12 protein-coding genes are annotated in these 16,218 nt (G+C 30.6%); 10 read left to right on the forward strand and 2 right to left on the reverse strand.

Annotation, left to right across the window (positions count from 1 at the left end):
- The first annotated feature begins 209 nt into the window (after positions 1 to 209).
- The 7 genes from argS (at position 210) to aroD (ending at position 9,265) form a co-directional block, all read left to right on the forward strand.
- On the forward strand, positions 210 to 2,003 hold the full coding sequence (argS, locus tag BLV79_RS03350) for an arginine--tRNA ligase (protein WP_074716176.1): 1,794 nt from the start codon (positions 210 to 212) through the stop codon (positions 2,001 to 2,003).
- 36 nt (positions 2,004 to 2,039) lie between these two features.
- Positions 2,040 to 3,635, forward strand: coding sequence for a peptide chain release factor 3 (locus tag BLV79_RS03355; RefSeq protein WP_074716178.1), 1,596 nt, complete (start codon positions 2,040 to 2,042; stop codon positions 3,633 to 3,635).
- 698 nt (positions 3,636 to 4,333) lie between these two features.
- Positions 4,334 to 5,431, forward strand: coding sequence for a recombinase RecA (gene recA, locus BLV79_RS03360; protein ID WP_074716179.1), 1,098 nt, complete (start codon positions 4,334 to 4,336; stop codon positions 5,429 to 5,431).
- Positions 5,431 to 6,054, forward strand: a complete 624-nt coding sequence (locus BLV79_RS03365; RefSeq protein ID WP_083354421.1) for a regulatory protein RecX — start codon at positions 5,431 to 5,433, stop codon at positions 6,052 to 6,054. The genes recA and BLV79_RS03365 overlap by 1 nt, the downstream gene beginning before the upstream one ends.
- Positions 6,055 to 6,218: 164 nt before the next feature.
- On the forward strand, positions 6,219 to 7,739 hold the full coding sequence (gene rny, locus BLV79_RS03370; protein ID WP_408606274.1) for a ribonuclease Y: 1,521 nt from the start codon (positions 6,219 to 6,221) through the stop codon (positions 7,737 to 7,739).
- Positions 7,740 to 7,869: 130 nt separating this feature from the next.
- The gene (locus BLV79_RS03375; protein WP_074716183.1) at positions 7,870 to 8,433 is read left to right on the forward strand and encodes an NUDIX hydrolase; all 564 of its coding nucleotides are present in this window, start codon (positions 7,870 to 7,872) and stop codon (positions 8,431 to 8,433) included.
- A gap of 64 nt (positions 8,434 to 8,497) precedes the next feature.
- Entirely contained in the window at positions 8,498 to 9,265 is a 768-nt protein-coding gene (aroD, locus tag BLV79_RS03380) for a type I 3-dehydroquinate dehydratase (protein WP_083354422.1), read from the forward strand.
- Between the two features lie 190 nt (positions 9,266 to 9,455).
- Here aroD and glmS read toward each other — a convergent pair whose 3' ends face one another.
- Entirely contained in the window at positions 9,456 to 11,273 is a 1,818-nt protein-coding gene (gene glmS / locus BLV79_RS03385) for a glutamine--fructose-6-phosphate transaminase (isomerizing) (RefSeq protein ID WP_074716186.1), read from the reverse strand.
- Between the two features lie 646 nt (positions 11,274 to 11,919).
- Here glmS and BLV79_RS03390 point away from each other — a divergent pair.
- Positions 11,920 to 12,252 carry a hypothetical protein gene (locus BLV79_RS03390; protein ID WP_074716188.1) on the forward strand — a complete coding sequence of 111 codons (333 nt, stop codon included), beginning with the start codon at positions 11,920 to 11,922 and terminating at the stop codon, positions 12,250 to 12,252.
- 188 nt (positions 12,253 to 12,440) lie between these two features.
- On the opposite strand, the gene BLV79_RS03395 is transcribed toward BLV79_RS03390, so the two are convergent.
- Positions 12,441 to 13,076: a hypothetical protein gene (locus BLV79_RS03395; protein WP_074716189.1), complete on the reverse strand. Its 636-nt coding sequence runs from the start codon at positions 13,074 to 13,076 to the stop codon at positions 12,441 to 12,443.
- A 218-nt stretch (positions 13,077 to 13,294) separates the two neighbouring features.
- Here BLV79_RS03395 and BLV79_RS03400 point away from each other — a divergent pair, with 218 nt between their 5' ends.
- Both BLV79_RS03400 and BLV79_RS03405 read left to right on the forward strand, forming a co-directional pair.
- On the forward strand, positions 13,295 to 14,569 hold the full coding sequence (locus BLV79_RS03400; protein ID WP_074716190.1) for an O-acetylhomoserine aminocarboxypropyltransferase/cysteine synthase family protein: 1,275 nt from the start codon (positions 13,295 to 13,297) through the stop codon (positions 14,567 to 14,569).
- A 64-nt stretch (positions 14,570 to 14,633) separates the two neighbouring features.
- Entirely contained in the window at positions 14,634 to 16,106 is a 1,473-nt protein-coding gene (locus tag BLV79_RS03405) for an NYN domain-containing protein (RefSeq protein WP_083354423.1), read from the forward strand.
- The last annotated feature ends 112 nt before the right edge of the window (positions 16,107 to 16,218 follow it).

Here is a 16,218-nt window from a genome sequence, read left to right on the forward strand (position 1 = left end):
GGTGACAAATGTACATAATAAAACTATAAAATAAAAGTTGTTGTTAATTGATAATTGCCCTTCTTACTAAAAAAATAGTAAGGAGGGTATTTGTATGAATGATTTTATTTCTTTTCTATAAAAAAATGTATCTCACATTGACAATCGTTTTATTCCTATAGTAAAATAAAAAAAGTATGTTAAAATTCAAGAAAAATTAGGAGGCCAAAATGGTTAAGGTTATAGATTTAATTTCAGAAGAAGTAGTTAAAGCTTTTGTTGAAGCCGGCTATGATTCAAAATACGGTAAAGTTACTTTATCTAACAGACCGGATTTATGTGAATATCAATGTAATGGAGCAATGGCAGCTGCTAAAGAATATCATTGTGCACCGTTTATGATTGCAGATAAGGTAGCAGAAAGATTAGCAGAAAATGACATGTTTTCTCAGGTGGATTCTGTCAAACCAGGATTTTTGAATATGAAATTAAACAATGATTATTTGGCAGATTATTTAAATAAAATGCAGAAAGATGAAGAAAGATTAGGATGTGACAAAGTTTCTAATCCTTCTACAATTATGGTTGATTATGGCGGACCAAATGTTGCTAAACCCCTTCACGTAGGACATCTTCGTTCTGCTGTAATAGGTGAAAGTGTTAAGCGATTGGCTAAATTTATGGGCAATAATGTAATAGGTGATGTTCACTTGGGCGATTGGGGACTTCAAATGGGTCTTATTATTACTGAATTAAAACTACGTAAGCCAGAATTGGTTTATTTTGATGATTCGTATGATGGCGAATACCCAACAGAACCACCATTTACAATTTCAGAATTAGAAGAGATTTATCCAACTGCTAGTGGAAAGTCAAAAGAAGATCCAAAATACAAAGAAGCTGCGATGCAGGCAACTTTTGAATTGCAAAGCGGAAGAAAAGGCTATAGAGCATTGCTTAAACATATTTTAGATGTTTCAGTAACTGACTTGAAAAGAAACTACGAAAAATTAAATGTTTCATTTGATTTATGGAAAGGTGAATCTGATGCACAGCCATATATTCCAGATATGGTTAAAAAAATGAAGGAAGATGGATTTGCATATATCAGTGATGGTGCATTAGTCGTTGATGTTAAAGAAGAAACAGATACTAAAGAAGTTCCACCATGTATGATTCTTAAATCAGACGGAGCATCTTTATATAACACAACAGATCTTGCTACAATGGTATGGAGAATGAAAGATTATAATCCTTCTAAACTAATTTATGTAGTAGATAAAAGACAGGAATTATATTTCACACAGGTATTTAGATGTGCTAAGAAGACAGGTATTGTAGGAAAAGATACAGAACTTAAATTCTTAGGTTTCGGTACAATGAATGGTAAAGATGGTAAGCCTTTCAAAACTCGTGAAGGTGGAGTTATGCGTCTAGAGTATCTTTTAAAGAGCATTAATGAGCAGATGTATAATAAAATCTTAGAGAACAAAAAGAACAAAGAAGAAATTGATTTTGATGAAAACGAGGCAAAGAAGGTTTCGGAAGAAGTTGCTCTTGCAGCTATTAAATATGGAGATTTATCAAATCAGGCAAGTAAAGATTATATTTTCGATATAGATAGATTTATTTCGTTTGAGGGAAATACGGGACCATATATTTTATATACAATAGTTCGTATTAAATCAATTTTAGCAAAATATAATGCTGAGCAAAAAGATGCAAAAGAGTGTGCAACTAAAATTAAGGGAGCTCATTCTAAATCAGAAAAAGATTTAATGTTGGCTCTTGTAAAATTCAATGCTGTAATGGAAAATGCATATGAAGAAGTTGCACCACATAAAATTTGTGCGTTTATATATGAATTAGCAAATGCATTTAATAGTTTTTATCACAATAATAAAATTTTAGCTGAAGAAAATGAAGAAATAAAAACATCATATATTGCTTTATTACTTTTAACAAAAGATGTATTAGAAAAATGTATTGATGTATTAGGTTTTTCTGCGCCAGAAAGAATGTAGTAAATAGAAAATATCAAATGTAGTTCGGAGGATATTGTGAGTAATTTAAGAAGTGAAATTGAAAAAAGAAGAACATTTGCCATAATCTCGCATCCAGATGCTGGTAAGACAACATTAACGGAAAAATTTCTTTTATACGGAGGTGCTATTAATTTGGCGGGTTCCGTAAAAGGAAAGGCAACTGCTAGACATGCTGTATCAGATTGGATGGAAATTGAAAAACAAAGAGGTATTTCAGTAACGTCTTCTGTTTTACAGTTTAATTATGGTGGATATTGCATTAATATTCTTGATACACCTGGACATCAAGATTTCTCGGAGGATACATATCGTACTCTTATGGCAGCTGATTCTGCTGTAATGGTAATTGATGCAAGTAAAGGTGTTGAGGCGCAAACAAGAAAACTATTTAAAGTTTGTGTGATGAGACATATTCCAATCTTCACATTCATCAATAAGATGGATAGAGATGCTAATGATACTTTTGATTTGTTAGAGGATATTGAAAATGAATTAGGAATTGAGACATGTCCTATTAACTGGCCAATTGGTTCAGGTAAACAATTTAAAGGTGTTTATGATAGAGAAACTAAAAAAGTTATGACTTTTTCTGATACATTAAAAGGTACAAAAGAAGGAACGGAAAAAGAAATAGACATTGATGATCAAGTACTTGAAGAAGAAATAGGAACAGAATTTAAAGAAAAACTATTAGAAGATATTGAACTTTTAGATGGAGCTGGGGCTGAATTTGATATTGAAAAAGTATCAAAAGGTGAACTTTCACCAGTGTTCTTTGGTTCAGCATTAACCAACTTCGGTGTAGAAACATTTTTGCAGCACTTTTTGAAAATGACATATTCTCCGTTGGCAAGAAATTCTGATAAAGGATTAATTGATCCATTTACAAATGATTTTTCTGCTTTTGTATTTAAAATTCAAGCAAACATGAATAAAAATCATAGAGATAGAATTGCTTTTATGAGAATATGTTCAGGTAAATTTACAGCTGGAATGGAAGTTACACACGTTCAGGGTGGCAATAAAAAGGTTAAATTATCTCAGCCTCAACAGATGATGGCTGATGAGAGAAAAATCGTTGATGAAGCTTATGCAGGTGATATTATAGGTATTTTTGATCCTGGAATTTATTCTATAGGTGATACTTTGACAACAGCTAAAGATAAATTCTCTTTTGAGGGAATTCCTACATTTGCTCCAGAGCATTTTGCTAGATGTTCATTAATCGATTCAATGAAGAGAAAACAGTTTGTAAAAGGCGTAACACAGATTGCACAAGAAGGTGCCATTCAAATTTTTCAAGAATACAAGGGTGGTATGGAAGAAATCATTGTAGGTGTAGTAGGCGTTCTGCAGTTTGATGTTTTAAAATTCAGACTTAAGAGTGAGTATAATGTTGATATAAGATTAGAAAACTTACCATATGAGTATATTCGTTGGATTGGCAATCCAAAAGACGTCAACATTGATACTCTTTCAGGTACATCAGATATGAAGAAGGTTAAAGACATGAAAGAACGTCCATTGTTATTATTTGTTAATGAATGGAGTATAGGAATGACTTTAGATCGTAACGAAGGTTTAATTTTAGAAGAGTTTTCTAAAAATTAATGCAAGACTAATTATGTGTTATTATGCAAATTTGTCTTGGCTTTAATAATTATTTAAAGGCGCTTGTAACATTATACATATTATATATCATAAAATTTTTAGCGATTGAATTAAAGCAAGGAAGCGAAAATTCAATCGCTTTTTATGTATAAATATTTAATCATAAATAATAGAAAAATCATAAAGATTCTTAATAGCTATCAAAATAAAAAAATGTGTGTAGTTATATTTGCCAAAAGGTTCAAACATGTATTATAATTATATGGCGGCGATAAAAGTAATTCGTAAAGATATAGTAATTAGATGAATTTTTAGAAAAAATATATAAACAAAATATTGACAAAGTATTTGAATCACGATATTATTATACAAGTCAAGTGATAGATTATTAAGTTCTATGAATTTTCTATATTTCTATATTTCGTATTTTATAAATCCCGTTGATACTAGAAAATAGATTATATGTTAAGAAATCTTATTAAGAAGTTTTATTATGTATTGATTTGTTTTTACAACTATGTTTGTTTTTTGCGCGCAAAAACTAATTAAAGTATATAATAAAACAAATCAAGTAAAGAAAAAAGTTCGAAGAAGACTAATGTAAGGAATAATCGAATAATTTCATAAAAATGAGTAAGTTACTTGACATCAAAAATAGTATAACATAAAAATGAACATTGATTAAAAGGAGATAAAAGATGGCAAAAGAAGATAAGTTAAAGGCATTAGATGCGGCGATTTCACAAATTGAAAAACAGTATGGAAAAGGTTCTATCATGAAACTTGGTGAAAATGCAGCTGATATGAATGTAGAAGCAGTTCCTACTGGCTCATTGAGCTTAGATATAGCATTAGGTGTAGGAGGACTTCCAAAGGGACGAATCATTGAAGTATATGGTCCTGAATCATCAGGTAAAACAACAGTTGCATTACATTGTGTTGCTGAAGTTCAAAAAAGAGGTGGTATTGCAGGTTTTATAGATGCTGAGCATGCTCTAGATCCTGCATATGCAAAAAATATAGGTGTAGATATCGATAATTTATATATTTCTCAACCAGATAATGGAGAGCAAGCACTTGAAATTACAGAGACAATGGTACGTTCAGGGGCAGTTGATATTGTGATTGTCGATTCAGTTGCTGCTTTAGTTCCAAAAGCTGAAATTGATGGTGATATGGGTGATTCACATGTAGGTTTGCAGGCTAGACTTATGTCTCAAGCTTTGAGAAAATTAACAGGTGTTATCAGCAGATCAAAATGTACAGTTATTTTTATCAACCAGTTAAGAGAAAAAGTAGGTGTTATGTTTGGAAATCCAGAGACAACAACAGGTGGTCGTGCATTAAAATTCTACTCATCTGTTCGATTAGATGTTAGAAGAGTTGAAACATTAAAACAAGCTGGAGAAGTGATTGGTAATCATACAAGAGTAAAAATTGTAAAAAACAAGGTAGCACCACCATTTAAAGAAGCAGAATTTGATATTATGTTTGGACAAGGTATCTCTAAAGAGGGGGATATTCTTGATTTGGCAGCAAACATTGATATAATCACAAAATCAGGTGCATGGTATTCTTATGAAGGTGAAAAGATTGGCCAAGGAAGAGAAAACGCTAAAACATATTTAAGAGAAAACCCAGAATTTAGAGATATGATTGAGGCAAAAGTAAGAGAGCATTATTTTAGCAATGATGAAGAAGAAACAGATGAAAAATCAGACAAAACTGATAGCAAAGCAGCAAAAGATACAGCTAAAAAAGCAGCATCTGATTCAGCACAAAAGGATAACAAATAATGAATGACATATCTGTTACGTCAATTAAGCCAATTACAAAGAAAAAGTTTAAAGTAAGATTTGACAACGGAATAGAGGTCGAACTTTATAAAGGGGATATTAAAACATTTGATTTATTTGACGGTTGTACATTAGATGGTAGTAAACAGAAAGAATTCTTTACTGATTTTCTTGGAAAAAGAGCTACTAAAAGGGCTATGCATATTTTGGAAAAAGCAGATAGAACCGAACAGGAAATAAGAGATAAGTTGAAGAAGAATTCATATCCTGAAGAGTGCATTGATATAGCAATTAATTATCTATATAGTTATCATTATTTAGATGATGAAAGGTATGCACAAAATTATGTCATGTTTTATAATGATACTAGAAGCCAACAAAAAATCAAATTTGATCTTCAAAGGAAAGGCGTAAGCAGAGATATTATTAATAGTGTTTTAGAAGAATATTATTTGGATAATGAACTTGATCAAATAAAAAAATGGATTGAAAAAAAACACTTTGATATTGAAAAAGCAGATGCAAAAGGTTTTAATAGGATGTATTCATTTTTACTTAGGAAGGGTTTTAAAAGTTCAAATGTGTTAAAAATGTTGAAAAAAGATAATTTTTATGATGATTAACTACAAAATTTACTTTGAAACCTTCTATTTGCTTGACAGAAGTGTACAAAAAGGATAAAATTTAAGTGTTGTAAATTATGACATTGAAAGTTATGTTTTTGTTATATGTACAATGAAAATTTAATAAGGGAGGTGCTCCTGTGTCGACGATTATAGTGGGTATCGTGACGTTTGTTCTTACCGCTGCATTAGTGTGGTTCGTTTCATCATGGCATCAGAAGACATCAGCAGATTCTAAGATTAATCGTGCTGAAGAGCAGGCTCGTGGAATAATCGATAATGCCGTTAAATCAGCAGAAGAGAAAAAACGAGAAGCTATGCTTGAAGTCAAGGAAGAATCAATTCGTACAAAGAATGAGCTTGATAAAGAAATCAAGGAAAGACGTTCTGAAATATCTCGTAATGAGAGAAGAATTAATCAGAAGGAAGAAAACCTTGATAAGAAACTCGAAGCCATGGAAAGACGAGAACAGAGTTTTAATGCTAAGGAAGAACAATTAGCAAAGCAAAAAGACAAAATTGCAAAGCTAAATGAACAAAGATTACAGGAACTAGAAAGAATCTCCGGATTAACCTCTGAACAAGCAAAAGAATATCTCTTAAAAACCATTGAAGAGGACGTTAAACTTGATACTGCTAAGATTATCAAGGAAATGGAATCTCAAGCAAAAGAAGAAGCAGGAAAAAAGGCAAAAGAATATGTTATAACAGCAATTCAGAAATGTGCAGCTGATCATGTGGCTGAAACAACAATATCTGTTGTTCAGTTACCTAATGATGAGATGAAAGGTAGAATCATAGGTCGAGAAGGACGTAATATTAGAACACTTGAGACGATGACAGGTGTTGATTTAATTATTGATGATACACCAGAAGCTGTGATACTATCTGCGTTTGATCCAATCAGACGAGAAGTAGCAAGAATTGCCTTAGAAAAGTTAATTGTAGACGGACGAATTCATCCGGCTAGAATCGAGGAAATGGTTGAAAAAGCTAAGAAGGAAGTAAACCAAATGATTCATGAAGCTGGAGAAAGTGCAGTATTAGAAGTTGGAGTTCATGGTATTCATCCAGAGTTGGTTCGATTACTTGGTAAAATGAAGTTTAGAACAAGTTATGGACAGAATGCTTTGAAACATTCGATAGAAGTGGCACAGTTAGCAGGATTATTAGCTTCAGAAGTAGGAGAGGATGTACGTTTAGCAAAGAGAGCTGGTTTATTGCATGACATTGGAAAAGCAGTTGATCATGAAATGGAAGGGTCTCATGTGCAATTAGGAGCTGAGCTTTGTAAGAAGTATAAAGAATCAGGCTTAGTGATTAATGCGGTTGAAGCTCATCATGGGGATGTTGAGGCTGAGTCGTTAATTGCATGTTTAGTACAAGCTGCAGATACGATTAGTGCTGCTAGACCAGGTGCAAGACGTGAAACATTAGAGACATACTCTAATAGATTAAAACAATTAGAGGATATCGCAAACGGTTATAAGGGTGTAGAGAAATCATTTGCAATTCAGGCAGGTAGAGAGATTAGAATAATGGTTGTTCCTGAACAAGTAAGCGATGCAGATATGGTACTTATGGCTAGGGATATTTCAAAACAAGTTGAAGATGAATTAGAATATCCTGGACAGATTAAGGTTAATGTAATTCGTGAATCTAGAGTTACCGATTATGCAAAGTAGAATTTAAAAATTTTTTGCCAGTAGTTGTCATAACTACTGGCATTTTGTTATTATAGGAATAAAATATAACAGTATGTATAGTATATATGATTTTATAGTCATAAATAAAGACTACATAAGGAGAAATAAAATGACCAAGAAGAAAGATTATAAAGTAAAAAGAATAAAGAGGGATTTGGTATATAAAGGTTCAATTTTGGACATATATGCAGATACAATGGAATTAGAGAACGGAAAACAAGAAACATGGGATTTTGTTTCGCATCGAATGGGAGCTGCGTGTGTTGTTCCTGTATTGCCAAATGGAAACATACTTTTGGTTAGACAGTTTAGACCTGCTTTAGATAGGGAAACAATAGAGTTGCCAGCAGGCTGTAGAGATAGTTTAAATGAAGATACATTTGATACTGCCAAAAGAGAACTTGAAGAAGAAACAGGATATAGTTCGAATGAAATTTCACCCCTATTAAAATTAAAATCAACAGTTGCTTTTTGTGATGAATTTATAGATGTATATCTTGCAGAAAACATTTTTTCAATTGGAAATCAAAAACTTGATGAAGAAGAAGAAATTGATTTAGAAGAATACAGTCGAAGCCAGTTAGAGGAATTAATTTATTCTGGTAAAATACAAGATTCAAAGACAGTATCTGGCTTGATGGCATATTTTAATTTGTGTAATAAAAGAAAATAAAACCGAAAAAAAACCAAACAAATAAAACGAATAAATAAAAAATGAATAGGAGTTGTTTCTAATTATGATTAATGTTAAACAAGAATTAATGAATAAAATTTTAAAGGGAGACCATGAGGTGCCAATAATTTGTGTTCCAATTGTTGAAAAAAATAAAGATGATATTATAGCTGCATTTAAAGAGTGTTATGAGAACAAAATTGAGGCCGTAGAATGGAGAGTTGATTTATATGAGGAAATAAATAGTCCTAATGAGATTAGATACGTTCTAGAGGCTGTTGAAGATTATACAAGGGATATGTTATTGATTTATACAGTAAGGACTAAGCAACAAGGCGGAGAAATTGAGGTTGATGAATCAAAATTGATAGATTTGTATGATGTTGCTTCAGAATCTCAGGTCGTTGATTTTATAGATGTTGAATGTTTTTCAGTTAAATCTCCAGGTAAAGTTATTGCCAGAATACATGAAAATGACAAAAAAGTAATAGTTTCGCATCATGAGTTTTTAGAAACACCTGAAGAACCAGTGCTATTTCACATTTATGAAGATTTGTTTCAAACAGGCGCAGATATAGTTAAAATAGCAGTTATGCCTAAAAATTCAAATGATGTAGTAAGGTTGCTTAAATTTACATGTGATGTAAAGGAAAAAAATCCTAATAAACCTTTGATAACTATTTCAATGGGAAAATTGGGAACAATATCAAGAATAACTGGCGAAATATTTGGCTCTGCTATTACATTTGCAACATTAGGTAAAAAAAGTGCACCAGGACAATTAACGCAAGAAAATGTGAAAGAAATTCTAGATGTTATTCATAAAGCATAGTTGTATATGTGTGGAACATCGCCATGTGAGAAAAGAAATATAACACAATATGGAATAAGAAGAATGAATAAAACAATATAAAAAGTTATATAATAAATAGTATAAAAAAATAATCAGAAAAAAATAAAATGCTTCATTAGAGAACAGAGTTCAATAATGAAGCATTTTTAGTTAAATACAGTGAGTTATATTATTCTACTGTAACTGATTTAGCAAGGTTTCTAGGTTGATCTGGATTTACACCTCTACCTGTTGATGTGTAGTAAGCAATCATTTGTAAAATTACAACAGATTCGAAAATTGTAAATTCATCTGCAACAGGTGGAATATGAATGTGTACATCACAAATTGTTTTATCTGTGATAACTTCATCTTTACTAATAAGAGTTACATAAGCACCTCTGGCTTTTACTTCTCTGATGTTTGAAATAACTTTGCTATAAACATGATCCTGTGTAGCAATTGCAATAACTGGAACACCATCACTAATTAAAGCAATAGTACCGTGTTTTAATTCACCAGCTGCATAAGCTTCAGCGTGGATATATGAAATTTCTTTTAATTTTAAAGAACCTTCCATAGAAAGAGTATAGTCTAATCCACGACCGATAAAGAAGGCATTTGTAGCGTTTGTCATACGTTTTGTAAGTTCTGCAACTTTATCTTCCTGAGTCAATACAGTTTTAATCATTTCTGGTACTTTTGTAAGGTTGTTAATAAATTCTTTAGCATCTTCAACACTTAAGCGATTTGTTACAAGACCTAATTTACATCCTAATAAGTACATACTTGCAACTTGAACAGTGTATGCTTTTGTACTAGCAACAGCAATTTCAGGGCCTGCATGAGTATATAATACATAGTTACTTTCTCTAGCGATAGATGAGCCTTTAACATTAACAACAGATAATGTTTTTTGAGTATATTTCTTAGCTAATCTTAAAGCTTCAAGAGTATCGATTGTTTCACCAGATTGAGAAACAACGATTACCATTGATTTATCTGTGATAACTGGTCTTTCATATCTGAATTCAGAAGCAATAGCTACGTTTACAGGAATTCCAAGTTTATTTTGGATGAATGTTTTACCAACCATTCCAGCATACATAGCTGTACCGCAGGCAATAATTGTTATATCAGAACAATCCTCAAAGAAAGAATCAGGAATATTATCATCTTCGAAGAATGGAAGAGAATCTTTGATTCTTGGGCTGATAGTACGATTGATTGCACGAGGTTGTTCGTGAATTTCTTTAATCATGTAATGAGGATATCCTTCTTTTTCAGCTGCTGTAACGTCCCAGTTTACTTCTAAATATTCTGGTTCAACAGGATTTCCTTTTAAATCTTGAAGAGTAAATCCATTGTCTTCCATTGTGAGAATAGTAAATTCAGGAACAATAAAATAACGTCTAGAGAATGTAATAAATGCAGTTAAATCAGATGCCACGAATGTACCTTCCTCAGTATGAGTAGCAACCATAGGACTAACATTTCTTACACAGTAAATTTTACCAGGGTTATCTTTGAACATGATACAGAATCCAAATGAACCTTTGAAAAGAGGTACTGTTTTTTTGATTGTTTCAATTGGATCTCCATCAAACATTTTATCAAATAATGCAGCAGCAACTTCAGTATCTGTTTCAGATTTTAAAGATGACTGTAATTCATATTTTTCAATAATTTCGTGGTAGTTTTCAATGATTCCGTTATGAATCAAAGTTACTTTTCCAACTTTATGAGGATGAGCGTTTAAATTAGATACTCCACCATGAGTTGCCCATCTTGTATGACCGATACCACAAGTTGAAGAGTTATCGTCATCACAAATAGCACGTAAATCGTTTACTTTACCAGCAGTTTTTCGGATTGAAATATGTCCTCCATTATCTTTGAAGAAGGCGATACCAGCACTATCATAACCTCTGTATTCAAGCTTTGCTAATCCATCTAACAAAATATCTTGGGCTTCTTTCTTTCCTGTAAAACCTATAATTCCACACATGTTTTATAAAATCTCCTTTTGTATAACTATAATTTATATGGATGTAGTTTTTTGTTAAAAGGTTACCCCCTTATTTTGTTGCTACATGCGTTCCCATATAAAAACGTCCAAGCATCCGCCGAATAATTCGATAACTTGGAACCTCGTCAACCAATTCTAGAATTGGTACATGGCGCTAAAGTTTTTAACTTTTCGAAATTCAGTGCCTCCTTATAAACTGAACTATAATAGTGTATCATAAAACTTAAAAAAAATATACTAGAAAAAACAAATATAATTATTCATTGACTTAGGCAATTTCACTACAAACATATTTTTTACAATTTTTATCTGACATAATATTGTATTAAACAAATTATAAAGTTGGAAAAAGATATAACGTTTGATATGATAGGGAATATGTATGCTTCTGTTTTTAAACAACGTATACGAAATACTTACAATAATATATAAAAAAATGAAAAATAAATAAAATATAAAGAGTATAAAAGAAAAATAAATAAAAAATGAGCTAATTATTAAAAAAAAAAAAAAACCAATAACTCTATTGAATTTATGTTGAAATAGTAATATATTAAAGCAAGCCGTGATAAAAAGAAAAAACAATTAATGTTGTTTTTGTAGTAACATTGGAAGGAACTGTATTATGTTAGATCATGAAATGAAATCTGTTGAGTTTTGTCATAGAGGATACAAGGTTTATCAGGAAGAAGATACTAGAAACGTGTATTTAAAAAGAAAAGGGCATATTATTGCTAAAATGCCTTGTAGAAGACCGTTAGATGAAGAATCTCTTAGAGTTCGAGTGGATTGCTACATTGAATTGTTAAAAATCTGCGAAATGATTGAAGAGAAAAAACTAAGAGATCGTAAAGAAAAAGCTCGTGGCACAAAAAAAAAAGAAAAAGAAAAAGCAATAGATAATTATGCACCAAAAAGAAAAAAATCAGATGAAGTTTTAACTTATTTTAGCATGTAGATATGTAGTTTTTACATGTAGATATGTAGTTTTTATAAGTAAAGTTATGCATGCAAATATATATATGTTTAGTAATAGAGTGTTGTTCATAAAATTTTTCCCTCTGTACAGGAAATATAAGTATCATGTACAGAGGAAAACATTGTTTTGAAAAATATAGTTGATTACTTCTTAGTTATTGTTTGTTTTTATAAATTATTGATATAATCAAGATATTTTAAATCTAAGTCTTTTTTTTCGGAATCTGTAATTATTCCAACATAAAGTGTTTTATTATTGCCTTTAAAATAGTTTGCATTATTTATTGGTAAAGCGCATTTGTATTTGCTATATTTTCCATTGTCATTAGTTACATCTTTTGTTGAAACTAAATTATTTTTTACATTATTATATAATGTTTTGTTTTTTCTCTTTGTTAGTTTTTCTAAATCACATAAAAATCCATTATTACATAAATATTTTAAAGCATCGTCGTCCATTATGACAATATCCAGAGAATTTGCCTGAGAATACGATGTTAAGCGTAATTGTTCATTAGAATTCATTATCAATTTTTTCCCAGAATGAGCTGAAAGATTAATTGAATCATAAATAAAAACTTCTTTTTTTGAAGAAGTGATTTTTAGTGATTTTTTAAAATCTTCTGAAAAAATGTTTTGTTTAGAAGAATTAATTGTAAGATTTATCGGTGCAATTTGAAGTATAAGTTCTTTTTTATTAAAAAATGATCCACATACGTTGTAAATTACAATTATTAAGATTATTCCAATTATTATGTGTATTTTGTAGTAATACCATATGTTTTCAAGTCTCTTTTTAGTCATTTTAAATACCTTCTTTCCTCATATTCCATAATTTGTATTATAATACGACACAAATGATATATGCAATAAATAATTGTTGCTATAGTTGTGATTTTGATTAAAAAGTATACTAGAAATAATAAAAATATATATCATAAATTCAAAAAAATGTTGAATAAAAAAAAAAGATGGGGTAAAATTTATTTTGTGAAAATTTATTTAATAAACGGAGGAAAAAAATGAAAAAAGAAACAAAATGTATCCATAGTGGATATCAGCCTAAAAATGGTGAATCAAGAATGATTCCAATTATTCAAAGTACAACTTTTAAATATGATACAAGTGAAGATATGGGTAAGCTTTTTGATTTAGAAGCAGAAGGTTATTTTTACACAAGATTACAAAATCCTACAACAGACTATGTTGCTAAGAAGATTGCTGATTTAGAAGGTGGTACTGCAGCAATGCTTACTTCATCTGGACAAGCAGCAAATTTTTTCTCAATTTTTAATATAGCACAGGCAGGAGATCACGTTGTTGCTTCTTCATCAATTTATGGTGGAAGTTTTAATTTATTTAATGTCACAATGAGAAAAATGGGGATAGAGTTTACTTTTGTTGATCCTGATTGTAGTGACGAAGAATTAGAAAAGGCTTTTAAGCCAAACACAAAAGCCGTTTTTGGTGAAACTATAGCTAATCCAGCTTTAATTGTATTTGATATTGAAAGATTTGCAAATGTAGCTCATAAACATGGGGTACCATTAATAGTTGATAATACATTTGCAACACCAATTAATTGTAGACCTTTCGAATGGGGAGCTGATATCGTAACACATTCAACAACAAAATATTTAGATGGGCATGATGCTACAGTTGGTGGATGTATTGTAGATAGTGGTAAATTTGATTGGATGGCACATAAAAATAAATTCCCTGGATTAACAACACCAGATGAATCATATCATGGAATTACATATGCAACAAAATTCGGAAAAGAAGGAGCTTTTATTACAAAAGCAACAGCACAATTAATGAGAGATTTTGGCGCGACAGCAGCACCAATGAATGCATATTTATTAAATTTAGGTATTGAGTCACTTGCTGTACGTGTCGAAAGACATTGTCAGAATGCTCAGAAAGTTGCTGAATTTTTAGAGAAAAATGATAAAGTCGCTTGGGTTAATTATCCAGGACTTAAAGGAAATAAGTATTATGAACGAGCTCAAAAATATATGCCAAATGGTACATGTGGGGTAATATCATTCGGTATAAAAGGTGGACGTAAAAAAGCTGAAGAATTTATGAAACATCTTAATGTTGTAATGATAGCAACACACGTTGCAGATGCTAGAACATGTATTTTGCATCCAGCATCATCAACACATAGACAATTAACTGACGAAGAATTGATTAAAGGTGGAGTTGCTCCAGATTTAGTTAGACTTTCAGTCGGAATTGAAAATGTAGAAGATATTATAGAAGATGTAAAAGGCGCTTTATCATACGTATAGAGTGGAGTTATATGGAGCTTGTGTATAAAGTTGTGATAGGTGTTTATTTTTAGGGGGGGAATTGATGGAAAAGGAATATAGTAAAGAATTTGATGTTATTTTTGAGGAAAAAGATAAAAATAATCATGTTTCTGAGAAAAATCAAATTTTTGAAGCTGATAAAACAAAAAAAGTTGTTCCAGAAGAATTGCAAGAGATTAATTCTCATAGAGAGATAATATCAAAAATTGCATATTTAATTGGGGTTAAAAAAATATTTTTTGAATATGATAATCAGTCGCCACAATTAGAAATATTTGAAGAATTAGAGCAAAATAAGGATGCAAGAATAATTCGTAATTTATGTATTTTGAGAACAACTATAGAAAGAAATTTTAAATTTATAAAAGATGCTATGAAGTATGAGTTTAAAACGCTTAATACAATTGACAACAAATACATTAAAGAAGCTATAACCAATCTTAGAGATGATGATATTGATATAGTTAAGTATAATAAGCAAAAACTTTCTCAGTATATAATTGATATAAATCGTTTGATTGCAGGACATATTTTTTATTGTAAAAATTTATTTCCGGATTGGATTGTATGGGATTATATAAAAGATTTGTTTTTGATGCCTAATGGCTACACTGAAAAGGGTACGAAAGCTGCTATGGAACTTTATTATCCTAATGTTAACAAGTACCCATATAAAATGTATATCAATTGGAAAAATCCAAAAGATGAGGGAAATATTTTATATAATGACAAGAAATTTTTGGAATTGTTATATCAGAGAAATGGAGATGTTTTTAAAGACGTTAGTAGAGTGTCAGATATTTCTTCAGAGTCTAAATTAAATATTAAAGAATTTATTCAAAATGGGAAAATAGTAGATGCAATTTGTGACTGTGAGAATTCTGATCCATATATGTTAGCATCTGTTTTTAACAATATGAATGATAGCCTTACTGCCAAAATAAATAAAATAATATTAGTTGATGATCAAAATACTGTAAAGGCATGGAATATTTTTGATCAGTTAGTAACAGAAATTGAAATTGAGCATATTTCAACAGAACGCGTTACCAAGGAAAAATCATTAGTGGACATAGTATTAACCGCTAAAACATGTAAGGAACATTATGTGAATCATGTTGATTCTTTTATTCTAATAAGTTCTGATTCGGATTTTTGGGGGTTAATTAATACTTTACCAGATGTTGAATTTTTAATTTTTGCTGAAAAAGAAAAATTTGGGCATAAGATGAGAGAGATTGTTGAAAGTGCAAATATACATTATTCATATATTGAGAATTTTTATTCAGGAGAGGTTGATATAAGAAGACGAGTCTTACTGATGGAATTTAGAAAGGCAATTGAGGCAAATATAGCATTTAATGTTAATGACATTTTTCAGAAAATTTCCAATGAGACTAGAGTTAATCTATCAGAAAAGGAACTAGAACAATTTTATAATTGTTATGTGAAACCAATGAAGATAATTTTAAATGAAGATGGTGGGCTAAATTTAGAGTTGGGTAATCAAAAGTAAAAAAATACTTGACGTGAAGACTATATACATATTATTATTAGGATAGTGTGTTCCGTGTACGAGGATGTACAGAACACACTATTTTATATTGTTACTTTGCTTTTTCATAGTA

Origin of the sequence: Lachnobacterium bovis DSM 14045 (assembly GCF_900107245.1) — a bacterium.
Classification (GTDB): Bacteria; Bacillota; Clostridia; order Lachnospirales; family Lachnospiraceae; genus Roseburia; species Roseburia bovis.